Source organism: Lysinibacillus sp. RS11 (assembly GCF_042019215.1).
Classification (GTDB): Bacteria; Bacillota; Bacilli; order Bacillales_A; family Planococcaceae; genus Lysinibacillus; species Lysinibacillus xylanilyticus_A.
On record NZ_CP168124.1, the window covers coordinates 1788363 to 1811769 of the forward strand.

Below are 23407 nucleotides of genomic sequence, written 5' to 3' on the forward strand. Positions count from 1 at the left end.
CATATTGTATGAGTATGTCATGATCCGTTTGGATTAACGAGAGGTCATGGTCATAGTCAATCATTCACTGAGAATAAAGGTCAATAATCAGAGGCTCAACTCATTACACAAAAACGATTGCTATAAGGAAGAAAATGGATATTACCTTAGAAGCATTACTGGAGCATCAGCAAATAGTGCAAAAGAACTTAGGTAAGAATCCGAAAGTAAAAAATGTAGAATATAAGGATGGAGTCGAAAAAATGTCAGTTGAAATTATTTTTAAAGATGTTGAAAATGAATCTATTAAACCTCGACTTGGCGGATATAGCTTTTTGCCTGAAAATATTGATTGGCCATTAAATCCAAATGGCGATAAATTAACACTTGTACTAAGTTTACCAACGAATTTTCTTAATAAAACGCTGAATTTAAACTTACCACAAGAACACGTGCTATCCGTTTTTACTACGTATAAAAAAGATGATTATTTTTTAGATTTAATTACTTTTCATGGAGATAAAGAAGAATTAAAAAACATAAAAAATGGATTTACAAAAGTTTTATTACACGAAGCTGGTAATATTCGAAATGAATCAGATTACTTAATACCAGCACAAGAGTTCGTTTTTGGGGAGGAATTGAATTTAGATTTAGAAGCGGTAGATGATGAAGATTTGGATGAAATAGAGATTTACTGCGGTTCATTGATTGGCAATATACCATCTCTGTTACAAATAGAAAACTTGGGTTTGGATGATTATCAATTTTGTCTACAAATTTATGGCGGTGATTTTCCTGAAGGATTTCATGATTTATTTAGCCTAAGTGACTCGATCGGATATTTGTTTATAAATAAAAATTATGATCATGATGCAGGTGTTTTTTTTACACAATGTACATAGAAAAATGACTTTCAACACACCAGGTGAAATAATAATCTGAAAATGAATGGGAAGATAATAATAATTTATTTAAAAGTAGGAATGCTCAATGAAGTTTTCATATATTAAAGATAATCCTCGTTTTCAGTTTGGCCCAATAAAAAGTGGTGAAGTTGAACAAGTGGAAGATGAACTAGGCATTGTTTTTCCAAAAGAATTAAAGCTTTTTTTCACGGAAATCGGTTATGGGTCTTTTATTGGCGAGGATGCACTAGACGAAAATTGTGTGTTAAGTCCAGCATACATTAGAGATTTTCGATTAAGACAAGGTTTTTTTGATGCTTACCCTAACTACGATGAAGAAAATAAATTAGTCTTCTTTATTGGATGGGAATCAGTACCTTTTTTAATTGAATTAACAGATGGAGAACAAAATGCTGTCTATGATAACGAAAAGAAGATTGCAAACTCTCTTGAAGAATTTTTATTGAAGATCATCGAAGATCCTGAATACTTTCAGCAGGATTAGTCCGTGAGGTATCAAGGTCAGAATGAGATGATTACATATGATACGGACAGTGATTACCATTAAATGGGATTAACGAAAAATGAGAGGCTGTAATGGAAATAATAGAGGAGTTGATTTTTCCTTAATATTGGTGTTAGTTGTCTTTTTTTCTGATATTTAATCGTTCAGGAGTAATACAGTGAATAATAGAAAAAGATTTTAACGTTTCTTTCCCTTCGAAAATAAAGAAGACGATATATAGCAGAAGGTCAAGAAAACAGATATAATTATTGAACTTATTTATAGATATAATGATTCTAGTGAACTTTTATTTCATGAAATGAGGGGGCGTTTACGTATGAACATTGGGGAGACTTATTTAGAAATTGTTCAAAAAAGATTTAAAAGTGTGAAAGAGTTAGGGGATCAAACACTCTCACAATTGGATAATGAACAACTGCACTGGGCTATTAATGAAGAATCCAATAGCATTGCCGTTATTGTAAAACATGTTAGTGGAAATATGATATCGAGATGGACAGACTTTTTGACGACGGATGGTGAAAAAGCAACTAGAAATCGTGATGATGAATTTACTGATAGCCTGCAAACAAAAGAAGAGATCATGACAGTATGGGAACAGGGCTGGCAAGTATTTTTACATGCTTTACAAGGATTAACGGAAGCTGATTTACAAGGGTTTGTAACGATAAGGGGAGAACAGCATTCCGTGATAGATGCTATTGAAAGACAAATGTCCCATTACTCACTGCATGTTGGACAGATCGTGTATATTGCTAAGCAACTAAAGGGCACAGAGTGGCAAACTTTAAGTATTGCAAGGGGACAATCTCAGGCTTTTACAGAGTCAATGATAAAAAAACATCACCAATAATAAGAAAATCGTAGCACATGGGTTGCTACGATTTTTTGCTGATTTGTCTTCTATGCAAAATAAAGTTGATACATTGAGGTTACTGGTGGCGTCTGATACAGAGCCTCTACAGATTTGGCAAAAATGGCGATTGACTTATAGGAAACGATTTAGATAAATAGAACCCCTTTGCATCATGGCTAAAGTATGATACATAGGGGTTCTATGTTTAGTTTCATGACAGAAGAACGAAAATAGAAAAATTATGATTCGAAGATCAAAAAAATGAAAAAATAGGTTTGAATTTATCTATTTCGTCCGATAAAAGAAGGGTAGGGAAGCGGCATTCTTTTCGAGTTTTTATCATCGAGTATAGTGCAAGTAAAAGAAAACACAAATTTATACAAAAACACACATCTTAAGAATTAATGTAGACAAGAGGGGAAATGTTGCATGAAAAAATTATTTGGAAGTTTTAAGGGCAAGCTTTACACATTATTTGCTCTTATCTTGTTAGTTCCAGTTATTACTGTTGGAAGTATTGCGTATCTTTCAGCAAAAGATTCGATAAAAGAAGAAATATTATTTAGTGCAAATGAAAGTGTCAATATGTTAAATACGGTTATCGATAAAACCATAAGTGAAAAAGTAAACGACATTAAGGTTCTTGGCGATGAAATAGATGCTTCTATGTATGAACAGAAGAAGGCTGCAATATTAAGAGAATTCCATGAATATATGGAGATGAATCCAAATGTTTTAAGCGTTTATATTGGAACGAATGATGGAGAAGTAATTTTAGAACCACAATCGAATAGCGCGGATTACAATGTTTTAGAAAGAGATTGGTATAAAGAGGCTACGGCTTTAAAGGGCGAAACTTTAATAACAAATCCTTATGTTGATGCAGGAACTGGAGATATGGTCGTTACCATAGCTCGCCAAGTAAAAGATCAATCTGGCGTAGTGGCTATTGATATTAAATTAACAGATATTCAAAAAGTCGCAGATTCAATTAGTATCGGAAAAAATGGATATCCTTCTATTTTTGATAAAAATAGAATGGTCATTTCACATCCTACTTTAGAAGTAGGTACGGAATTAAAAGACAACTTCATCGATAAGATGTACGAAAGTGAATCTGGCACGTATGAATATGTCTTTGACGGTGATGACCGTATTCTGTTCTTTGCAACGAATGAATTGACGAATTGGAAACTTACAGGAACGATTTTTGCGGAGGAAATTGATAAATCAGCATCTCCGATTTTATATACTACGTTGCTTGTCCTAATTGCTGCGATTGTCATAAGTTCCATTGTTATTTACTTTGTCATGAAGAGTATCATAAAACCGATTCAATCACTAAAGGATAGTGCTGTTACTATTAGTAAAGGTGATTTAACAGAGAAAGTGACAATTACCTCTAAAGATGAGATTGGACAGCTTGGCGAAGCCTTTAACGATATGCAAGACAGTTTAAGAACGCTTATTCAAAAAATAGAACAAAATGCTGAGGAGGTAGCATCGTCGGCAGAGGAGCTTACAGCCAATGCCAATCACACGAGCATTGCCACAGAGAAGGTTGCGATTTCGATTCAAGATGTTGCGACGAGTGCAGACACGCAAACGATGAGTGCCAACAAGAATGCAGAATCTTTACATGAACTGTCTAAGGCCATTCTTCATATAGCGGAAATCTCTTCTACTGTGACGGATCTTTCGCAGCACGCGACGTTACAAGCGGATGAAGGTGGAAAGGCAGTACAAGATACAAAGAATCAAATGCAATCGATCCATTTATCAGTAACAGATTCAAACATTAAAATTCAAACATTACACGAACGCTCACAGCAAATTACGTCCATTTTAGATGTCATTACAAGCATTGCAGATCAAACAAACTTACTGGCTCTGAATGCAGCGATTGAGGCGGCAAGAGCAGGGGAGCATGGAAAAGGCTTTGCAGTTGTAGCCGATGAAGTAAGAAAGTTGGCGGAGCAATCACAGGAATCTGCTAAACAAATTTTTGAACTAATCCATGGCATCCAGATAGAAACAGAACAATCTGTCAACATCATGGCTAAAGTAACAGAGGATGTTCAAAATGGTCTACATGTATCTGATGAAGCGATCTCGAAATTCCAAGTGATTAAGGCAAGCATGGATAAAATTACTCCTCAAATGGAAGAGGTATCCTCTGCCTCTGAAGAAATGTCAGCGGGTGTACAAGAGGTAGCAGCTATTACGGAGGATTTGGCATTCTCAGCGAAAGGAAATTCAGCTGCTTCAGAGGACGTAGCGGCGTCTACAGAGGAACAATTAGCTTCGATGGAAGAAATTAATGCTTCAGCACAAGCTCTAGCACATATGGCAGATGAGTTAAAACAGCTAATTAGTCAATTTAAATATTAGGAGAATAAGACATACGAATAAACGAGGCTAGGACATAACTAGCTGATATGAAAGAAAAAGAGAAATCGAACAGTATCGATTTCTCTTTTTTCTTGTTTGACCAAGTCGTTTTATTTTCTTTACCTTATTTCTCTGTTAATAATGTCAGTGTATTTGTGGAGATTTAATACCATCAATGCAAAGCCCATTTCGTTTTCAATTTTTGATGATCCATGGACAGAAAATAGGGTGAAACGCAAATGGGCCTTCTAGAATCCAAAACAGGTTCTATATCGATTTTTCATTGGTCGATAGATGGCACCTTTTTTTCTTCCCATTTTTATGTTTTCTGGACGAAAGCGAAGCGACAGCAATCATCATATCTAAAGAGATATACTATGTTGTTTAGTTAGACGATGAAAAAGTGCGAAATATTTATGTTAGTTAAACAAAAAAATGAAAAAAGGGGTTTGAAATGAATTATTTCTTCCGATAAAAGCCTAGGGTGAAATTTCATCGATAAAAGAAGGGTAGGTTGTGAGTAGAGAAGGGAAGCGGCATTCTTTTTGAGTCTAAATCATTGAGTATAGTGCCAGTAAAATAGAATACAAAAATACATATCTTAAGAACTAATTGAGACAAAAGGAGAACTGATGCATGAAAAAATTATTTGGAAGCTTTAAGGGCAAGCTTTATACATTATTTGCTCTTATCTTGCTAGTTCCAGTTATTAGTGTTGGGAGTTTTTCGTATCTTTCGGCGAAAAATTCGATAAAAGAAGAAATATTATTTAGTGCAAATGAAAGTGTAACTATGTTAAATTCAACTATTGATAAAACCATTAGTGAAAAAATAAACGACATTAATGTTTTTAGCGAGGAAATAGAGTCTTCTAAGTATAAACAGAATGGCGCAGCAATTTTAACGAATTTTCAACAATATATGAAGATGAATCCAAATGTTTTAAGTATTTATCTTGGAACAAATGAGGGAGCATTATTTCTAGAACCAAAAATGGATCTTAAGGATTACAACGTTTTAGAAAGGGAATGGTATAAAAAGGCTACTGCTTTAAAGGGTGAAACTTTAATTACGAATCCTTATATTGATGCATTTACTGGAGAGATGGTTGTAACAGTGGCTCGTCAGCTAAAGGATAAATCTGGGGTAGTAGCAGTTGATTTAAAATTAGGAGAGCTTCAAAAAACCGCAAGCTCAATTAAAATTGGAAAAAATGGATATCCTTCTATTTTTGATGAAAATAAACTGGTTATCTCACATCCTACTTTAGAAGCAGGTAGCGAATTAACAGAGAGCTTCGCAGATAAGATGTATGAAAGCAAATCTGGCACGTATGAATATGTCTTTGACGGTAATGACCGCATTATGTTCTTTACTACAAATGAATTAACGAATTGGAAAATTACTGGCACAATTTTTTCGAAGGAAATTGATAAATCAGCATCATCCATTTTAAAACACACGTTAATCGTGCTAATTATTGCGATTGTCATAAGTACGATTGTGTTTTATTTTGTCATGAAGGGAATTATAAAACCAATTAGATTGCTTAAGGATAGTGCCGTAACCATTAGTAAAGGTGATTTAACTGAGAAAGTGACAATTACCTCTAAAGATGAGATTGGACAGCTCGGCGAAGCCTTTAACGAGATGCAAGACAGTTTAAGAACTTTAATTCAAAAAATAGAACAAAATGCTGAGGAGGTAGCATCGTCGGCAGAGGAGCTTACAGCCAATGCCAATCAAACGAGCATTGCCACGGAGAAGGTTGCGATTTCGATTCAAGATGTTGCGACGAGTGCAGACACGCAAACGACGAGTGCTAATAAGAATGCAGAATCGTTACATGAACTTTCAAAGGCAATTATGCATATCGCGGACATCTCTTCTGCTGTGACGGATCTTTCACAGCACGCGACGCTACAAGCAAATGAAGGTGGACAGGTAGTACAAGAGACGAAGAATCAAATGCAATCGATCCATTCATCAGTAACGGATTCAAATATGAAAATTCAGACATTACATGAACGCTCACAGCAAATTACGTCCATTTTAGATGTTATTACAAGCATTGCAGATCAAACAAACTTACTGGCTCTGAATGCAGCGATTGAGGCAGCAAGAGCAGGGGAGCATGGAAAAGGCTTTGCTGTGGTAGCCGATGAAGTAAGAAAGTTGGCGGAGCAATCTCAGGAATCTGCCAAACAAATTTTCGAGCTCATTCGTGGAATCCAAACAGAAACAGAACAATCTGTCAACATTATGGCAAAAGTTTCAGATGATGTTCAAAATGGTTTACGAGTAACAGATGAAGCGATTGCTAAGTTCCAAGTAATTATGACAAGCATGAATGAAATTACACCAAGGATGGAAGAGGTGTCTTCCGCTTCTGAGCAAATGTCAGCGAGTGTACAAGAAGTGACAGCTGTGACGGAGGATTTAGCTTTCTCAGCAAAAGGCAATGCAGCTGCTTCCGAGGATGTAGCGGCATCTACAGAGGAACAATTAGCTTCGATGGAAGAAATCAATGCTTCAGCACAAGCTCTAGCACATATGGCAGATGAGCTAAAACAACTAGTTAGTCAATTTAAATATTAAAAGAATCTAACGTAAAAAAACGCCATTCCTCTTTTGAGGATGGCGTTTTTGTATCATTATCGATCTTCTTCCCAACAATCGGTATTTTTCAATGTTGGAATTGATTTTGCATAAAATACAGGGTTTTTGCCTGCATTCCGTTGCTCTGTAAAGTCGTCTAAAACAAGGAACGCTATTTTGCCAAGTAACATGATGATGGCAATATTGATCAAAGCCATTAGTCCCATGAACAGATCTGCTAAGTTCCAGACAAGTTGTACTTGCGCGACAGAACCAAACATCACCATAGCAAGCACTAAAATACGGTAGCCGAACATCCAACCTTTATGAGCATTGATAAACTCTATGTTAGATTCACCGTAATAGTAATTTCCGACAATGGAACTAAATGCAAAGAAAATAATAGCAATAGCAATAAAGTAAGGAGCCCAATCACCTACATGTACAGCTAAGGAATTTTGTGTAAGAATAATTCCATTACTTTCACCAGTATTATATAGATCCGCTAAAATAATGATAAACGCTGTTGCTGAACAAATCATGATTGTATCAAAAAAGACCCCTAAACTTTGCACAAGCCCTTGCTTAGCAGGGTGTGAAGTATTAGCTGTAGCGGCAGCGTTAGGCACACTACCCATCCCAGCCTCATTGGAGAATAGGCCACGTCGAACACCTTGACTAATTGCAGCACCAATCGCGCCACCTGCAGCTTCCTGAAGACCAAACGCTTGAGTGATAATCAGCTCGAAAACAGCAGGAATTTCAGATAGATTCGTCACGACAACGTAAAATGCCACAGCTAAATAGAAAACAGCCATTACAGGTACAAGTACTTGCGTAACTTTTACAATTCTATGTACGCCACCAAAAATAATCAAAGCCGTTAACACAACGAGAATAATCCCAATGACTGCAGGTTTTATATCAAATGCTTCACCTACAGAAGTAGCAATCGTATTAGATTGTACAGCGTTAAAAATAAAGCCAAAACTTAACGTTAAAAGAATACTAAAAATGATTCCTAATTTTCGTTGACCTAACGCTTTTTCCATATAATAGGCTGGTCCACCACGAAACGTATCGCCATCCTTGACCTTGTACACCTGTGCAAGTGTACTTTCAATAAAGGCAGTCGCCATTCCTAATATGGCAATCATCCACATCCAAAATACAGCTCCAGGTCCACCTACTCCGATTGCTAATGCAACACCTGTAATATTTCCAGTACCTACACGTGAGGCTGCGCTAATCGTAAAAGCTTGGAACGGGGAAACACCTGACTCCCCTTCTCTTTTTTCAACTATTAAACGGAACATTTCAGGAAAAAGACGAATTTGTACAAACTTTGTGCCAAATGAAAAATATAATCCTGCAACTAATAACAATGCAATAAGGATATATGTCCATAAAATATTATTCATATCATTTACAATATTCGATATCCATTCCATCAGCTTTCCTCCTTTCACAACTCGTTTTAGTCTACACTTTTTTTTTATAAAAAAGCAACTTTTAGAAAATAAAAATTATTAAAAATATGTTTTGTTCACTTATTGTTTGTTTTTTTGAAATATTTTTACTATTATAATGTCCATTTTAGGATATTATAAACATTTATTTTGAATAAATTTCCATAAAGTTCTCTGCTAAATTAGTTTCAATCAAATAATTCCCCTTATCCAATATAAAGTTAAATTTTGAAAATTCTCTTATTTAAGGTAAATTAATAGTAGAGTAAAAGGAGGAGATTTTATGGATACGATTGGCATGATTGGTGGAATGAGTTGGGAGTCTTCTGCGGAGTATTACCGGCTTATGAATGAAGAAGTAAAACGACAACTAGGAGGCTTGCATTCAGCAAAATGTATTTTGTATAGTGTTGATTTTCAAGAAATCGAGCATGATCAGGCAAGGGGAGATTGGGATAAGGCTGGACAAGTACTTGGCGAAGCGGCGCGATCTTTAGAGAAAGCAGGGGCAGATTTTATTATTATCTGCACTAATACGATGCATAAGGTTATTGATATCATTCAGGAGAAGATTTCAATCCCAATTCTACATATAGCAGACGCCACAGCACATCAAATCACGGAGGCTGGTTTACAAAAAATTGCTCTTCTTGGGACAAAGTATACGATGGAGCAGGATTTCTATAAAGCTAGAATAGAAGGATTTGGCATTGATGTCCTTGTGCCGCAGACTGAGGAGCGTACGGAGATCAATCGTATCATCTATGAAGAATTATGCTTGGGTCAAATTGAGACAACATCGAAAGAATATTATGTGCAGGTCATTGAGGATCTTGTCAATTCAGGAGCACAAGGAATTATACTAGGCTGTACAGAGATTGGATTACTCATTAAGCAGGAAGATGTTCACGTACCTGTTTTTGATACAACTGCGATACATGCACGAGCTGCCGTAAATAAGGCGATTCGTAAGGGGGAGTAACATGCCGGGAAAAGTACGAGAAAAGGGAATCTTCATCGGAACGTTATCGACGGGTGAGAAAAATTGTATTACCGATGTAGCTGGAGTGCGTGTAGGCCATGTAACGCTTGATGAGAAAATTAATCAAGAAGGTGCTTATGCATGCACAGGCGTAACAGCAATTTTGCCACATGAGGGCAATTTGTTTCAGCACAAGGTTACGGCTGCAAGCTATGTCTTAAATGGCTTTGGTAAAACGACAGGGCTTGTGCAGGTGAATGAACTCGGGGTTATTGAATCACCCATTATGCTAACGAATACATTTGCTGTTCCAGCTGTAACACAGGGGACGCTGCAATATATGCTCGATACGAATAGTGAGATAGGTCAATCGACAGGAACGATTAATATTGTTGTTGGGGAATGTAATGATAGCTTTTTAAATTCCATTCGAGAATGTCCTGTCACACCAGAGCATGCGAATGAGGCGATTCGTAAGGCGTCAAATGAAACTGCAGAGGAAGGAGCAGTTGGGGCAGGTAAAGGGATGATGTGCTTTGGCTACAAAGGTGGAATTGGCTCATCTTCCCGACTTGTGACACATGAATCAACGAACTATACGATAGGATGTATGGTCCTTAGTAATTTCGGGCATAGCTCAGAGTTTTTAGCACATCGATATCTTGTTTCAAAAGATCAACATGAATCGACAATATCACCTACAGATGGCTCCATTATCATTATACTTGCCACAGATGCGCCACTTAGCAGTCGTCAACTAACACGGGTCATTAAACGCTGTGGTATTGGACTAGGGCGTACTGGCAGTCATTTTTCACATGGTAGTGGAGATATTGTTATTGGTTTCACAACAGCACATCGTATTGCCCATACATCTGATCAGCTTGTCGAAACACGCACGCAGCTACGAGAGGATCATCCTATCATGAATCAATTATTTGCAGCAGCTGCAGAAGCAACTGAGGAAGCCATTGTAAATTCACTATCACAAGCGCAGACTACAATTGGTCGAAATGGACATAAGGTTGAAGCTTATCAATTTTAATAGGGATGTGAAAATATCATTACAGATAAATTATTAGATGAAATGGCAGAGCATATTAATTTTAGCCCTTTATTACCGAATGATAAACAAATGCAAAATAGCTATAATTTTTCATTGCGTACAGAAACAAAAGATCATCGTAGTTCAATTTACTTCTATGCAAAACTTCAGAATGGAATTATTCGAGTAAAACAATTTTTTTATGATTGGGCATTCCCTTTTATTTATGCAGATACCAATCTAATTGAGCAAGGCCGCCCTTTTATAATAAATAATAGGGTTGGCTTTATTGGCGTGGATTACAAAAATAATAAGGCTTTAAGCTATTCTGTAGGATTTACAACTGTGGAGATATCCGTTTTTGATGGAGATGTGACGGATGATGAGTTCATTGCATATCTTTCAAGTTTAAAAAGCATCAACCCTGATTTGTCCAAAAAATCATTTGCTACCGTAAGTTATACAGCTAGATATGATCAAGGAAAATGGGGAGAAGATGAAGTAACTAGAGTAAAATGGTTTAAACCAGAAACAATTGATTTGAATAATATTTTCTCAGAGACATTATTAGATTATAAGCTAGATTCTGTTGGGATTGGAAAAGAAACGAATGAAGTTCAATTACTATATCGACAAAAAGAAAACCTTACAGATGGCTGTTGGATTTCAATAGCACCGCATACTTTAGAGCAAGATTTACCAAAAGTTTTAGGAAGAAACATTGGAACTCGTCAAAAATGGAGATTTAGGTTATTGAAAATTTCATATAAAACTAGAAAAATTGAAGTATATTATGGAGTTCAAGAAACAAAATATCCTGCAAGATGGGTTTGGTTTAGTTTTGATGAAAAAATTGTCCAATGCCATATCCGCTCTTCTGTGAATGAAACGTCATCATTAGTACGGGAAATATTAATAAAAATATTATCTAGTTAGCCTGTTTGATGGAATAAATAGGAGTGTTTGCCTTCGTTATAGTTAATATCAAAATGGAGTTTTTTAATCTAAGTAAAGAAGGGGATCTTCTATCTGAATAACATCAACAACTGGAGTTTTATAAAAAAGATTGATCATGAATCCTGTATCAAAGCAGGATTTTTTCTTATTCCACGAACGGGCGGGTTAGTTAATGAAGACATACTTACAATTACACTCATTTCATTGTTTATCGGATATGTAGCTTCTTGGTATTATACGAGTTTACTCATTGAAACAGTCGCTTTTGAGCGCATTTTTCAAAGTGTAGTGATCTACAGCATATGGTTAGTTTTTGTTGTTACATTGACGCTCTTTTTTAGTACGATAATGAAAGGAAATGGCAGTGTCGCTTTTGTTACAATTTTTGTGGTCTTTGCCATTTCGACGGTTACATCCATTCTAGGAAAGTATATGAAATGGAGTCCGGCTACGATGGCTGAGCACACAGGACAAGTCTTGTTGTCAGGGGAACTAGATTCTAGTTTCTTGCTAGCATTTATTACAACTATTGCTAGTATCATTGTCGTTCTCATCTCGTCCATACAAATCTTCAAGAAAAAAGAGTTATTGGAATAAAAAGGTATACTACCGTGTGATTCTTTTATATAATGTTTATGAAACACTGATAGCCTTAAATCCATTCTTTATGGAAAAGCGACGAAATCAATACGGCTTCTACAAAAAAGTTTATAAACATAAGTATTACAAGAGATAAAAATTGTGGAGCTCCACTCATTTCATATGGTACTGACGAAAGGCAGCTTCCACAAATTTTACCATCTGTTTACTTTATTTTTTCTTTGATTTGGTTTTGTTTATGTATACTGCTAAACAAGGACCACAATAAGCAATGAAATCGATCACTTATCTAAGGGGGCAGTACTTTTATGAAAAATAAACTATCTGCGGTATTAGCCGCTACATTAGCGTTAACGATGAGCCTACCAACAGGGGCTATGGCGCTTTCTAGCAGTCAAACTACGGTTGTGGCTAGCCAAGAATTAGCTAGTCAAGAACTGAAAAAAATCGCGGCAGAGAAAGCTACTTTACTCACAAAATCCTATGAGACGACTAGCGTGCAGTATGCGCTAATTGATAATGGTAAACTTATTTTATCGGGTCAGACAGGCAAGAACGATATGAAAGGGAAACAGCCGCTAACCAAAGATACCCTATACGGGATTGGTTCAGTCAGTAAAATGTATGCAACGGCGGCTGTGATGAAATTGGTCGACGAAGGAAAAGTAGATTTGGATACTCCTGTTGTCCACTATGTTCCTGATTTCAAAATGAAAGACGAACGTTACAAAAGCATTACGCCACGTATGCTGTTGAACCACTCCTCCGGCTTACAAGGTAGTACGCTTAGTAATTCATTTTTATTTAATGATAATGATACCTATGCCCATGATAACTTGTTGCAGCAATTGGCCAACCAGCGATTGAAGGCAGATCCTGGTGCGTTCTCTGTATACTGCAACGACGGTTTTACGCTAGCCGAGATTATGGTGGAAAGAGTCAGCGGTATGAGCTTTACCGAATTTATACATCAACGGTTTACAAAACCCTTAAAGCTAAGTCATACGAAAACGCCGCAGGACAAATGGGCAGACGATAAGCGAGCTGGTCTTTATTTTCCAACGTTCCAAGGGCAGCTTCCTACTGAATCGGTGAATGTGATTGGTACGGGAGGGATCTCTTCCACAGCAGAAGATATGGTGCGATTCTCACAAATATTTATGGGGCAGGAAAAAGGAATCCTCTCTGATAAGGCAGTCAAGGCGATGGAGCAAGAGGAATATAAAAAAGGAATGTGGCCAGGGGATGGAGATAATATAGTCAACTATGGTCTTGGCTGGGATAGTGTGAAACTATATCCATTCAGTGAATATGGGATAAAGGGCTTGGCTAAAGGCGGCGACACGGCACTGCAACATGCTTCACTGGTCGTACTTCCTGAACAGAAGATGGCAGTGGCTGTGTTGTCCTCCGGCGGTAGCAGCACTACAAATCAACTGATGGCGACTGATATACTGCTCGCCGCGCTTAAAGAGAAGGGCATAATTAAGGATATCAAGCCGAACAAATCCTTTGGCAAGCCGGTCAAGGCCAAGATGCCTCAAGATGTAGTAAAGCAAGCAGGTTTTTACGGCAATAGTTTCAGTCAATACAAAATAGAAATTACGAAGAATGGAGAACTGTTCTTACCATCTAATCCAGAAGAAAAATATGTATATACTGCGGATGGAAGCTTTATTAATGCGGAAGGTACCTCCAAGTTCAACTTCGTCACAGAGAAGAATAGACGAACATATTTGAGGCAGAGCACATTTATATCGCTGCCAGGCTTAGGGCAAGCAGTGATTACTCAATATGCAGCCGAGAAACTAGAAGACAATGTGCTATCGAAGGAAACCACTGCCGCATGGGCAAAGCGGGAAGGCGTCAACTTCTATCTTGTGAGCGAGAAATTTAGTTCTATGCAATATTTAATGATGCCTATCAACCAAATTAATAGCAAGGAAGGCATGGAGGGCTATTGGGAAAGCAGAAAAATTACAGGCCCTAACACGGCGATGCATCAGTTCCAAATACCTGTGATGGGTGGCCGGGATATGTCGGAAGCCCGTTTCTATACAGAAGGCGGCGATGAATATTTAGAGATGTCCGGATATTTATACGTAAGTGAATCCAACGTAAAACCGCTGGATGCAGGCCAATCATCCAAAGTTACGCTGCAAGCAAATGGGCATGCGAAATGGTTTACGATCCCGCAAGAGGCGACAGGGAAAACGATGACCGTGGCGTTGCCATCAAAGAGTTCGTTCGCGGTGTATGATGAGGAGGGGGTATGCGTCAATTTTACTGTTGTGAGCGGCAATAACAAAGTAAAACTGCCGAAGAACGGAACAGTTGTATTTGCTGGCGCGCCGAATTCGGAATTTGCAATCAAGTTGAACTAACGACATTTGAAGATGTACTTCAACTAAACCAGTACGACACCGAAAAGGTGTTTTGCTGGTTTTGTTTGTATTTACGCATGATCTTTACGAAGAGGCTTACCGAACTCTTAGCATTTCCCCCATAAACAAAACGGCTTTGCTTTAAACTGTATTAAAACAAACAATTAATTCGTTCAATTTATTTATGCATGTTTTTTACTTTTTTATGCCAAGCAAGTGCTTTTTTCTCCATTGCTGAAACAAATGCTTTTTTAGCAGGGCTATAATCACGAGTTGACTCATATTTATTCGCTAAAGCTTCTTTAAATTGACTATATCTACTAGCTTCTTCTGGATTTGTAAGAAGATAATCTCGAAAAACTATGTGACGCTTAATCTGTGGGTTATCAGATTGATAAAAATGAATATGGTGTGTCCTGTTTTCTCCACCTTTACGGAATAACCTTCTCCCCTCAATTCCCCATTCACCAGCAACATCATACTGCATTAATTTCATTTGTTCGTTGTATGAATCTATTTTTTCGATTTCATTTACTATACACATCATATCTATTACAGGCTTTGCTTTCATACCCGGAATGGAAGTGCTACCAAAATGCTCAAAAGATGTTATTTCATTACCAAAAATAGCTTTTAATATTTTTACTTCTTCTTCAAACATCACTTTCCAATCTCCAGTGTAATCTGATAATCTAACTTTCATTAAGCATTCTCCTCAACTTCTATTTAGAATTATTGGTTTTTTAATCTTTTCACCAAATCCAATGCTTGTTTAGTAGAATCAATTAAAGCAGGATCACCTTTAAATTCTCTTAGCTTGAATGCTTGTATAAAGCATTTTTCAGCTTCAATAAACTTTCCCAATTCCATCAGAGATTTTCCCTTATGTTGTAAAGCAAAATCTAAGTACGCGTCAATCTTATTGGCTTTACATTTATCGAGAGCTTCATCAAAACACTCTAACGCTTCATTATGTTTCATATCATATTTTAACGCTTCTCCAAGTCGTATTAATGTAACGATTTCATTTCGTATGTTTCCTTTTTCTAATGCGTAACTCAGGCAATGGTTTAAATAATAAATTCCTTTTTGAGGCTCCCCGCAAATTCTATACAAATTACCTATTGTTCCATAAAGAAAATATTTATCTTCTTCATTATTAATTTTTAATAAATTTTCAGCTTCTGCGATAACTTGTTTTAACTTCAAAGGATTCGAGGTCTTTTCTCGTAGATAATCGTTATTATCAAAATAAATAAACTTGCTTAAGTCAGAAATCCTTTTTTTAAAATCTACAATGCTCATCTCTTACCACCTCATATTATAGATTATCATCTTCAACAAACCTACTCTGATGTTTCAATAAAAAATTCAATTTTAATTATTTACCAATTAAATATAAGGGACTACTTTTATAAGGTCTAGAAAAATTTAAAGTGGTATATTGAACGCTTCGAATGACTCGTCTAAATTGGCAGCTATTATATCAGCAAAGCTCCTGCTTTTCCAAACAGGTAGTGAAAGTGGATAGCCTTCTTCGTCTTCAAATAGCAACAAGTCCCCATTTTCGTCTTGTAGTAACAAACCGTGTTTTAAAATAATCTAATACAAAAAGTTCACCTCCATTTTGATTGATGTTTTTCAAAATGGAGGTTTTAGTTTTTTATATAGAATTTTAGAACTACGTGAGGATGGACCAAGCATCATTCGTCATTTTTTGTGCTATTTCAGTAATCTTCGATTCGATCCATGAATAAAATTCTTAAATAAGTGGAAAAACAACGCTTTTCGACTTTAATGACTTACTTTGTAAAAAAAGAAGAAAATAGCCATTGTTTTGTAATATTTCTTTTTTTATCTAGTCAATAAATTTAAGGTGTGATACATTCAATGAAAACTGAATTATCTAAAAATTTTATCGAAACCTGAAATTGGAGGTGGGTACTATATATGACGCCGTTTTTCGACCTATTGAGGAAAATATAACTTCAATGAGGGAATCAACGCCAGCAATTTATGAAAATGGCGAGCCATTAATTCAAATTGGAGAAGAACATTCTAGGATTTTTATTGAACCAATTTACTATCATCAAAAAATACCAAACAGTTTACAAGCGATTTATTTACGTAAGAGTGTGTATGAACGATTAACACAAGCGCTGTTATTATTGTCTAAAAATTATAGCCTGATCTTATATGATGGCTATCGTCCGTTCCAAGTGCAGCAATATTTGTTTACGAGTTTTTCAAAGCAAATTGCAAAACGATCTCCACATTTTACTGAACAAGAGATTGTTAGAGAAACGCGGAAGTATGTTGCGTTTCCTAGCATTGATCATGCTCATCTTGCTCCCCATTTAACAGGTGGAGCGATTGATGTGACGCTAGGCGATTTAGATGGCAATGCTTTAAATTTAGGTACAGCATTTGATGAAATCAGTGAAAAGTCTGCGACACGCTATTTTGAACAACATCCAGAGGAAGATTGGGAAGCTTGTGTACATCGACGTCTTCTGTATAACTGTTTGACAATGGTTGGTTTTTCGAATTATTCAGAGGAATGGTGGCATTTTGATTTCAATAATGCTTCATGGGCAAGGCGTGTAGGGTCGCAAGAAGCTAGTTATGGAGCTGTGGAGGCAATTATCCAAGACAATAAAGTAAAGGAGTTTCGATTTCTATGAAGGTCTATATTAGTGCAGATATTGAAGGAATTACAGGGACAACAGCTTGGAGTGAAACGGAGCTAAATGCGCCAGATTATCAATTTTTCCAAAAGCAAATGACAAAGGAAGTAGAAGCAGCTATAGAGGGGGCTATTCTTGGCGGAGCAACTGAAATTTTATTAAAGGATGCTCATGATTCGGCACGTAATCTAGATATTTCTAATTTGCCAGTAAACTGCAAGGTCATTCGGGGTTGGACGTATGATCCGATGTGTATGGTTGCGGGACTTGATAAGAGCTTTGATCGCGCCATTTTTATTGGCTATCACAGTAAAGGTGGAAGTGCAAGGAATCCATTAGCACATACGCTTTGTGTTTTTGCTGATGTGAAAATTAATGGTGAGTATGCGAGTGAATTTTTAATTAATACGTACGCGGCTGCCTTACATGGTGTACCAGTGTCATTTGTAAGTGGGGATGTGGGGTTAACTGAAGAAATTCACTCCATCAATGACAGCATTATTACATTTGCTACAAAAGAAGGGATAGGAAATGCGACGATTAGCGTCAGTCCACAGCTGACAATTATGGAAACGAAACGACTTGTTGAGGATTCGATGAAGGTGTCACGTGAAGATTTACAAGTGACATTGCCTGAGCGCTTTGTAGTGGAAATCATTTATCGGGATCATACGCGAGCATATCGAAATTCATTCTATCCGAACGCTACGTTTAAACCACATAATACTGTGGAATTCGTAACGGATGATTTTTATGAGGTGCTTCGACTTTTACAGTTCTTAACATAAGTAAACAAACGGTAGGTGAATGGATGAAAATAAAACAGATTGTTGTCGGGAAGGTAGAGGCACCGCTTATAACACCGTTTAAAACAGCACTAAGAACCGTGCATAGCATTCACAATATTGGCGTCTATGTCCACACGGATGATGGGCATATAGGTATCGGTGAAGCAGCACCAACTGCAGCTATTACTGGTGAAACATTGGGGTCTATTTCACACGCTATAGAAGCGTATATAAAGCCAGCCATTATCGGGATGGATATTGAGGACATGACAGAAATTATGACGCGAATCGACAACAGTATTTATCAAAACACCAGTGCTAAAGCCGCTGTAGATATGGCGATTTATGATTTATTTGCGAAACACTATCAAACACCTCTGTATAAATTATTAGGGGGCTATCGCAAAGAATTAGTAACGGATATTACGATTAGTGTCAATGATACTGAAGAAATGGTGAAGGATAGTATAGCCGCGGTGCAGCGGGGGTTTCACATTTTAAAAATCAAGGTTGGGAAAGATCCAGTAGGTGATGTGGCACGAGTTGTGGCCATTCGTGATGCAGTTGGACACGCCATCACATTGCGAGTTGATGCGAATCAGGGCTGGACACCGAAGCAAGCTGTACAAATTATTCGTGCACTTGAAGATGCAGGTGCGAATGTCGAATTGGTTGAGCAGCCTGTTCATTGTCATGATCTTGCAGGAATGCAATTCGTGACGGCCCATACTTTGACAAATATTTTGGCAGATGAAAGTGTGTTCTCCGCAAAAGACGCCTATACCATTATTGAAAAGCGAGCTGCGGATTTGATTAATATTAAACTCATGAAAACAGGGGGCATTTATCAAGCGCAGAAAATTTGTCACATTGCAGAAGCAAACGACATACCTTGCATGATTGGCTGTATGCTAGAGTCCAAAATTAGTGTCAGTGCCGCTGCACATTTTGCCGCATCGCAGAAAAATATCACGATGGTAGATTTAGACGGACCAAGTTTATGTTTGAAAGATCCTATTGCAGGGGGTCCAATATTTGAAAATGATCGAATTAGGATGACGGATGCAGTTGGAATAGGATTTTCATAATAAAGTGAAACTACAATCTATTGGGTTTCCTTATCCCCGTAGATTGTTAGTCTTCATCAATCGGGCATTTACGGGCAGTTGATCGCCCATCTATATTTTTTGCTTCTGAAAGGCGTTTTTTGTACCTGACGCTTCGCTTTTGGTACAGATAAATACTGCCCGTTAATGCTGGATAAAAAGATTACTAGGGGGGTTGTTTATTATGAAAAAGTATTGGTTGCTTTTCGTGTGTCTTGTTGTAATGCTTTGTGCAGCATGTAGTGATGATTCTTCAAATGAAAAAAAATCAGAGTATCGCGTTGTTTATTCGGGGGAAATAAAAACGTTAAATTACTTAAAGACCTCTGAAACGAATGAGTTTGCTGTGGCTGCAAACTTAGTCGATGGATTGATTGAATATGATCAGTATGGTGTCGTACAACCAGGCTTAGCCAAAGAATGGTCATCAAATGACGATGCTACAGTTTGGACATTCAAGCTTCGTGAAGATGCAAAATGGGTTACCCATGATGGTAAAGAGTACGCAGATGTTGTCGCTCAAGATTTCGTAGATGGCTTACATTATGTGCTGGATGCCAAGAATGAATCATCGACAGCTTGGATTGCTACAGTTGTAAAAAATGGGAATGCCTTCTTTAACGGTGAGATGACAGACTTTACGAAGGTCGGCATAAAGGCGATTGATAAACATACGGTAGAATATACTTTAGAAACGCCTACACCTTATTTTCTTTCTATGTTGAACTATGTCTGTTTCTTCCCGGTTAATGGTCAGTTTATAGAAGAAAAAGGAGATAGCTTTGGTACAACTCGTGAAAATTTCCTTTATAACGGATCCTTTATTTTAGATAAATTTGAACCGCAAAATGAGCGCGTACTTGTGAAAAATGATAAGTATTGGGATAAAGACAATGTACTGATTGATCGTATTCGCTATAAATACAATAAAGAAGCGGCTACAGTGGCACCAGAACTATTTTTACGAGGAGAAATCGATTCAGCGAGTATTCCAACATCGATCATTGATGAGTGGTTTAAAGATGAAAAGAAAAAATCTCAAATTCGTCAAACACAAAATAACTTCTATACGTATTTCTATGCACTAAACTTTAACCCGCAATTTGATGCAGAATACGAGCCTGAAAATTGGAAAGTCGCGGTCAACAATAAAGATTTCCGAAAATCACTATTCCATGCGCTTGACCGTGAATCTGCCATGCTAACTTTAGAACCTTATAATCCAAAAGATTTGCTGAGCAACACAATCACGCCTAAAAACTTTGTGAATGTAGAGGGGGTTGACTATACACAATTAGCGCCATTCGCTGATATTTCAAATAATGACACCTTTAACAAGGATATGGCATTACAATACAAGGAAAAAGCGAAGACAGCTTTAGCAGGAAAAGCAACTTTCCCAGTAAAAGTGTTAATGCCTTATAATTCTGGCAGTCCAGATTGGGCAAATCGTTCACAAGTAGTTGAACAGCAGATTGAAAAATTATTAGGTACTGATTATGTAGACATTATTATTGAGGCAGGACCATCAACAGGCTTTTTATCAGAAGTTCGTAAACCTGGTAAATTTGCATTACTTGAAGCAAACTGGGGTCCAGACTATGCCGATCCATCAACCTATACGGATCCATTCACTGTCGATGGTACTTATAATAAACCAGAGCTAGCTGAAGGTTATGCAGAAGCAAATGGACAATCAAAATATCAAAACCTAGTGGACGAAGCAAAGGCAACGATTGATCCAGCAAAACGTTACGAGCTGTTTGCCAAAGCAGAAGCCTTCTTAATTGAAGAGGCATTTGTCATTCCTTATTCAGTAGGGGGTAGCGGCTATGTTGCTTCTAAATTAAATCCATTTGAGGCTCAATACTCTCCATTTGGTGTGACTGCGGAGAAATTTAAAGGGCAACGTATTTTAGAAAAACCAATGAGTAATGAAGAGTTTAAAGAAGCTTTAGCGAAGTGGGAGCAGGAACGTGCGGATGCATTAGCTAAAGCAGCGAAATAATGGGAACATAGATCATTGCTACATTCAAGATAAAGCGGTGTAAGTAATTATCTTCATTCAGCAAATGTTTTCTGTAGCGAAAGCAAAGCGGCAGCTACCATTACGCCAAGGCGAAATTGATTCGAGGAGATACCGAAATAGAATAATCGGCATCTCCTTTAGTCTTTCTGAGAAACGGAGGGATGATAGGATGCTGTGGTATATAGGAAAACGATTATTACAATCCATTTTCACACTTTTTATTATAATCACGATTGTTTTTTCTTTATTACGTTTAATGCCAGAAGAAGGTTATTTAGGGTCAGCAGCGGATAAAATGTCACCTGCACAACAAGAGGTATATTTAACGAATTTAGGTTTACGTGATCCTTTGCTTGTGCAATTGGGAAATTTTTATACTGATCTGTTTCAAGGTGATTTAGGTAAATCCGTTACATATCGGACAGATGTACCAGTCGTCACGATTATTGCAGATAAGATGATGTATTCGGTGTTATTTGGTTTAGGTGCAGTTGCGCTATCTCTTCTTATCGGGGTCCCGCTTGGCATACTAATGGCTCAGATGAAGGGACGTTGGTTGGACCGCTTAGGGACGGGCTATATAGTCGTTGTTGTTGCAGTGCCAGCTGCCGTTTACTATTTAGTCATTCAAATGTATATTACAGAAATTTTTCATTTACCAATGCTTTTTGATGAGTATAATCCCGTTACTTGGATTTTACCGCTATTTTCAATGGCGTTAGCACCGACTGCCTCCTATGCCATGTGGATGCGACGTTACATGGTAGATGAACTAAACAAAGATTATATTAAGCTTGCACGAGCAAAAGGAGTGAAAGAACGTACATTAATGTTTAAACATGTACTTCGAAACGCTTTTATTCCGATGGCACAATATTTACCCGCAACTATTCTTTTTACCATTACAGGTTCCATCTACATTGAATCCTTATATTCCATTCCTGGGATGGGGGGCTTACTCGTAGATGCTATACAGCGACAGGATAATACGATTGTACAAGGCTTAGTGCTTGTGTTCTCTTCGCTTGGAATTATCGGACTCATTTTAGGTGATATAGCAATGGCCGTTGTTGATCCAAGGATTAAATTAGGGAAAGGGGAGAGTGTACGTTAATGGGGATGTATTCAGAAGAAATTAACAATATTTCAAACAAATCACGTGAAGCATTGTTCGAATTTGCGGAAGTAGATGAACGTCAAGCTGAAGAAACTGCCTATTCGAATTACTCCTATTGGCGTTCAACATGGAAATCCTTTTTAAAAAATCGCATCGCTGTCTTTTTATTAGTAGGCGTGCTTATTATCGTTACCTTTACCATTTTACAGCCGTATTTACCAGCACAAAAATCGCCTACTGAAATATATATTGATGAGCAGACAGGTCTCCAAGCACGTAATATTGCACCGAACGCTGAATTTTGGTTTGGGACAAACTCTATTGGACAAGATTTATGGTCACGTATTTGGGCAGGGACAAGGACCTCGTTATTTATTGGCTGTGTCGTTGCTTTAGTAGAAGCTATCGTTGGTATTACAATCGGTACACTTTGGGGCTTTTCACGCAAATTAGAGGTGCCTATCACACAGCTATATAACGTCGTGGATAATATACCGACAACCATTGTACTTATTTTAATGTCCTATATTTTGAGACCGAGTATTTCAACCATTATTATTGCCATGTGTATTACTGGTTGGGTAGAAATGGCAAGGTTTATCCGCAATCAAATTGTTATTTTACGTGATCGTGAATATAACTTAGCTTCAAAATGTTTAGGGACACCTGATTACCGCATTATTTTAAAAAATCTATTACCCTATTTAATTTCTGTCATTATGTTACGAATGAGTCTGGCTATACCATTTGCAATAGGCGCCGAAGTTTTTTTAACATATATCGGATTAGGACTACCGATTAGTGAACCGTCTTTAGGGAATTTAATTAATGAAGGGCGGGTACTCATGATGTCTCCCGATTTACGATATCAGCTCATTTTCCCAAGTATTGTATTAAGTGTCATTACGATTGCATTTTATATTATAGGAAATTCATTTGCAGATGCAGCAGATCCGAAAAATCACGTATAAGGGGGATGTTGGAT

Annotated in this window: 20 protein-coding genes and 2 pseudogenes; 18 read left to right on the forward strand and 4 right to left on the reverse strand. The window is 37.2% G+C overall.

What is annotated here, in order from left to right; all coding sequences use genetic code 11:
- Positions 1-134: 134 nt before the first annotated feature.
- The 7 genes and pseudogenes from AB9L17_RS08915 to AB9L17_RS08945 all read left to right on the forward strand — a co-directional run bounded on the left by AB9L17_RS08915 (position 135) and on the right by AB9L17_RS08945 (position 7258).
- A complete protein-coding gene (locus AB9L17_RS08915; protein WP_375200428.1) occupies positions 135-884 on the forward strand; it encodes a DUF1963 domain-containing protein in 750 nt (249 codons plus the stop codon).
- Between the two features lie 88 nt (positions 885-972).
- Positions 973-1392, forward strand: a complete 420-nt coding sequence (locus AB9L17_RS08920) for an SMI1/KNR4 family protein (RefSeq protein WP_068985682.1) — start codon at positions 973-975, stop codon at positions 1390-1392.
- Between the two features lie 337 nt (positions 1393-1729).
- A complete protein-coding gene (locus AB9L17_RS08925; RefSeq protein ID WP_068985681.1) occupies positions 1730-2266 on the forward strand; it encodes a DUF1572 family protein in 537 nt (178 codons plus the stop codon).
- Positions 2267-2698: 432 nt separating this feature from the next.
- Positions 2699-3721, forward strand: a pseudogene (locus tag AB9L17_RS08930) (HAMP domain-containing protein); the annotation flags it as partial.
- Positions 3713-4660 (forward strand): methyl-accepting chemotaxis protein, encoded by a 948-nt coding sequence (locus AB9L17_RS08935; protein WP_375200776.1) that lies wholly within the window; start codon positions 3713-3715, stop codon positions 4658-4660. The pseudogene AB9L17_RS08930 and the gene AB9L17_RS08935, both read left to right, overlap by 9 nt.
- Before the next feature lie 636 nt (positions 4661-5296).
- A pseudogene (locus AB9L17_RS08940) lies at positions 5297-6319 on the forward strand (cache domain-containing protein); the annotation flags it as partial.
- The gene (locus AB9L17_RS08945) at positions 6311-7258 is read left to right on the forward strand and encodes a methyl-accepting chemotaxis protein (protein WP_375200777.1); all 948 of its coding nucleotides are present in this window, start codon (positions 6311-6313) and stop codon (positions 7256-7258) included. The pseudogene AB9L17_RS08940 and the gene AB9L17_RS08945, both read left to right, overlap by 9 nt.
- Positions 7259-7314: 56 nt before the next feature.
- Here AB9L17_RS08945 and AB9L17_RS08950 read toward each other — a convergent pair whose 3' ends face one another.
- A complete protein-coding gene (locus AB9L17_RS08950) occupies positions 7315-8709 on the reverse strand; it encodes an alanine/glycine:cation symporter family protein (RefSeq protein WP_068985678.1) in 1395 nt (464 codons plus the stop codon).
- A gap of 301 nt (positions 8710-9010) precedes the next feature.
- On the opposite strand from AB9L17_RS08950, the gene AB9L17_RS08955 reads away from it, so the two are divergent.
- The 5 genes from AB9L17_RS08955 to AB9L17_RS08975 all read left to right on the forward strand — a co-directional run bounded on the left by AB9L17_RS08955 (position 9011) and on the right by AB9L17_RS08975 (position 14695).
- The gene (locus tag AB9L17_RS08955) at positions 9011-9709 is read left to right on the forward strand and encodes an aspartate/glutamate racemase family protein (protein WP_068985677.1); all 699 of its coding nucleotides are present in this window, start codon (positions 9011-9013) and stop codon (positions 9707-9709) included.
- A gap of 1 nt (position 9710) precedes the next feature.
- Entirely contained in the window at positions 9711-10754 is a 1044-nt protein-coding gene (locus AB9L17_RS08960; protein ID WP_223554963.1) for a P1 family peptidase, read from the forward strand.
- Positions 10755-10796: 42 nt separating this feature from the next.
- The gene (locus AB9L17_RS08965; RefSeq protein ID WP_068985675.1) at positions 10797-11690 is read left to right on the forward strand and encodes a hypothetical protein; all 894 of its coding nucleotides are present in this window, start codon (positions 10797-10799) and stop codon (positions 11688-11690) included.
- Between the two features lie 474 nt (positions 11691-12164).
- Positions 12165-12308, forward strand: coding sequence for a hypothetical protein (locus AB9L17_RS08970; RefSeq protein WP_175401780.1), 144 nt, complete (start codon positions 12165-12167; stop codon positions 12306-12308).
- 311 nt (positions 12309-12619) lie between these two features.
- A complete protein-coding gene (locus AB9L17_RS08975) occupies positions 12620-14695 on the forward strand; it encodes a serine hydrolase domain-containing protein (RefSeq protein ID WP_375200429.1) in 2076 nt (691 codons plus the stop codon).
- A gap of 178 nt (positions 14696-14873) precedes the next feature.
- Here the strand turns inward: AB9L17_RS08975 and AB9L17_RS08980 are convergent, their stop codons facing one another.
- The 3 genes from AB9L17_RS08980 to AB9L17_RS08990 form a co-directional block, all read right to left on the reverse strand.
- Positions 14874-15398, reverse strand: coding sequence for a GrpB family protein (locus tag AB9L17_RS08980; RefSeq protein WP_223554959.1), 525 nt, complete (start codon positions 15396-15398; stop codon positions 14874-14876).
- Positions 15399-15427: 29 nt separating this feature from the next.
- Complete coding sequence (locus tag AB9L17_RS08985) at positions 15428-16000, reverse strand: hypothetical protein (protein WP_375200430.1); 573 nt, start codon at positions 15998-16000, stop codon at positions 15428-15430.
- A gap of 126 nt (positions 16001-16126) precedes the next feature.
- On the reverse strand, positions 16127-16249 hold the full coding sequence (locus AB9L17_RS08990) for a hypothetical protein (RefSeq protein ID WP_263297530.1): 123 nt from the start codon (positions 16247-16249) through the stop codon (positions 16127-16129).
- A gap of 437 nt (positions 16250-16686) precedes the next feature.
- On the opposite strand from AB9L17_RS08990, the gene AB9L17_RS08995 reads away from it, so the two are divergent.
- From AB9L17_RS08995 to AB9L17_RS09020, 6 genes are all read left to right on the forward strand, one after another.
- Positions 16687-17379 carry a M15 family metallopeptidase gene (locus AB9L17_RS08995; RefSeq protein ID WP_375200431.1) on the forward strand — a complete coding sequence of 231 codons (693 nt, stop codon included), beginning with the start codon at positions 16687-16689 and terminating at the stop codon, positions 17377-17379.
- Positions 17376-18170 (forward strand): M55 family metallopeptidase, encoded by a 795-nt coding sequence (locus tag AB9L17_RS09000; protein WP_375200432.1) that lies wholly within the window; start codon positions 17376-17378, stop codon positions 18168-18170. The genes AB9L17_RS08995 and AB9L17_RS09000 overlap by 4 nt, the downstream gene beginning before the upstream one ends.
- Positions 18171-18193: 23 nt before the next feature.
- Positions 18194-19258 carry a dipeptide epimerase gene (locus AB9L17_RS09005; RefSeq protein ID WP_068985669.1) on the forward strand — a complete coding sequence of 355 codons (1065 nt, stop codon included), beginning with the start codon at positions 18194-18196 and terminating at the stop codon, positions 19256-19258.
- 202 nt (positions 19259-19460) lie between these two features.
- Entirely contained in the window at positions 19461-21284 is a 1824-nt protein-coding gene (locus AB9L17_RS09010; RefSeq protein ID WP_375200433.1) for a peptide ABC transporter substrate-binding protein, read from the forward strand.
- Positions 21285-21474: 190 nt separating this feature from the next.
- A complete protein-coding gene (locus tag AB9L17_RS09015) occupies positions 21475-22419 on the forward strand; it encodes an ABC transporter permease (protein WP_068985667.1) in 945 nt (314 codons plus the stop codon).
- Positions 22419-23393, forward strand: coding sequence for an ABC transporter permease (locus AB9L17_RS09020; protein WP_375200434.1), 975 nt, complete (start codon positions 22419-22421; stop codon positions 23391-23393). Before AB9L17_RS09015 ends, AB9L17_RS09020 begins: the two co-directional genes overlap by 1 nt.
- Positions 23394-23407: the final 14 nt, after the last annotated feature.

Bases quoted from the DNA above. Each gene is read 5' to 3' on its own strand.
- AB9L17_RS08920 (WP_068985682.1), top strand. From the start codon at position 973: ATGAAGTTTTCATATATTAAAGATAATCCTCGTTTTCAGTTTGGCCCA.
- AB9L17_RS09000 (WP_375200432.1), top strand. From the start codon at position 17,376: ATGAAGGTCTATATTAGTGCAGATATTGAAGGAATTACAGGGACAACA.
- AB9L17_RS09010 (WP_375200433.1), top strand. From the start codon at position 19,461: ATGAAAAAGTATTGGTTGCTTTTCGTGTGTCTTGTTGTAATGCTTTGT.
- AB9L17_RS08995 (WP_375200431.1), top strand. From the start codon at position 16,687: ATGAGGGAATCAACGCCAGCAATTTATGAAAATGGCGAGCCATTAATT.
- AB9L17_RS08975 (WP_375200429.1), top strand. From the start codon at position 12,620: ATGAAAAATAAACTATCTGCGGTATTAGCCGCTACATTAGCGTTAACG.
- AB9L17_RS09020 (WP_375200434.1), top strand. From the start codon at position 22,419: ATGGGGATGTATTCAGAAGAAATTAACAATATTTCAAACAAATCACGT.
- AB9L17_RS08925 (WP_068985681.1), top strand. From the start codon at position 1,730: ATGAACATTGGGGAGACTTATTTAGAAATTGTTCAAAAAAGATTTAAA.
- AB9L17_RS08980 (WP_223554959.1), bottom strand. From the start codon at position 15,398: ATGAAAGTTAGATTATCAGATTACACTGGAGATTGGAAAGTGATGTTT.
- AB9L17_RS09015 (WP_068985667.1), top strand. From the start codon at position 21,475: ATGCTGTGGTATATAGGAAAACGATTATTACAATCCATTTTCACACTT.
- AB9L17_RS08985 (WP_375200430.1), bottom strand. From the start codon at position 16,000: ATGAGCATTGTAGATTTTAAAAAAAGGATTTCTGACTTAAGCAAGTTT.
- AB9L17_RS08935 (WP_375200776.1), top strand. From the start codon at position 3,713: ATGCAAGACAGTTTAAGAACGCTTATTCAAAAAATAGAACAAAATGCT.
- AB9L17_RS09005 (WP_068985669.1), top strand. From the start codon at position 18,194: ATGAAAATAAAACAGATTGTTGTCGGGAAGGTAGAGGCACCGCTTATA.
- AB9L17_RS08945 (WP_375200777.1), top strand. From the start codon at position 6,311: ATGCAAGACAGTTTAAGAACTTTAATTCAAAAAATAGAACAAAATGCT.
- AB9L17_RS08955 (WP_068985677.1), top strand. From the start codon at position 9,011: ATGGATACGATTGGCATGATTGGTGGAATGAGTTGGGAGTCTTCTGCG.
- AB9L17_RS08965 (WP_068985675.1), top strand. From the start codon at position 10,797: ATGGCAGAGCATATTAATTTTAGCCCTTTATTACCGAATGATAAACAA.
- AB9L17_RS08915 (WP_375200428.1), top strand. From the start codon at position 135: ATGGATATTACCTTAGAAGCATTACTGGAGCATCAGCAAATAGTGCAA.
- AB9L17_RS08970 (WP_175401780.1), top strand. From the start codon at position 12,165: ATGGCTGAGCACACAGGACAAGTCTTGTTGTCAGGGGAACTAGATTCT.
- AB9L17_RS08960 (WP_223554963.1), top strand. From the start codon at position 9,711: ATGCCGGGAAAAGTACGAGAAAAGGGAATCTTCATCGGAACGTTATCG.
- AB9L17_RS08950 (WP_068985678.1), bottom strand. From the start codon at position 8,709: ATGGAATGGATATCGAATATTGTAAATGATATGAATAATATTTTATGG.